Origin of the sequence: Psychrobacter piechaudii, assembly GCF_900162825.1 — a bacterium.
Lineage (GTDB): Bacteria > Pseudomonadota > Gammaproteobacteria > Pseudomonadales > Moraxellaceae > Psychrobacter > Psychrobacter piechaudii.
This window is the reverse complement of the sequence record NZ_FUGE01000256.1, coordinates 1-593: the sequence shown is the minus strand read 5'-3', so window position 1 is coordinate 593 and position 593 is coordinate 1. Positions and strand designations below refer to the sequence as shown.

The following is a 593-nucleotide window of genomic DNA, read 5'->3' as shown; positions in this document are numbered from 1 at the left end:
TTTTAACAATGATAAGACTGTCTTTCGACAGTTAGTTAGCTTTTTAACCCCTAAACCTATGAAAATCCGGTGGGGATGATTTTTTTGTCGTGTGCAGAGGTTGAGTTTATGGAACTAAGTATTTATTGACTATATGATTAGGAACGATAAAGAGAGCCTTATCAAAGCGTCGTCTAGACCATTGAAATTAGCAGACATTATTCCGACCGACCACCTATCGGATACTTTAAAGTCAAACCTGACTTGCTGTCTAGGCTTATATCCATAAGGCTTTTTGCTAAAGAAGCTTATAAGAAGCAGTGTTGCGACCGAATAAAATAATGGCTCGCCAGTAGTTTTATAGCATAGGTATCTACACAAATTTACTAGCGGCATCAGCGAATTCACGCAGTTTGTCAGGTGGATAATGATTTACCAGTTCGGTAAAATTAAGCCACTGGAACAATCCTGCCATCACAGCAGGTGCGGTTATTGGTTTGCTGCGTTTCATTTGCCGACCTGAGAGGCGCACTAAAAACAAAGCAAACTCTTGTGACTGTTTATCAGATGCTTGCATAATACGCCACACGAGCGTACAAGCCTGAGAGGCAATT

Annotated in this window: 1 pseudogene; it reads right to left on the bottom strand. The window is 40.6% G+C overall.

Annotation, left to right across the window (positions count from 1 at the left end):
• Positions 1 to 352: 352 nt before the first annotated feature.
• A pseudogene (locus tag A1019T_RS12655) lies at positions 353 to 593 on the bottom strand (transposase); the annotation flags it as partial.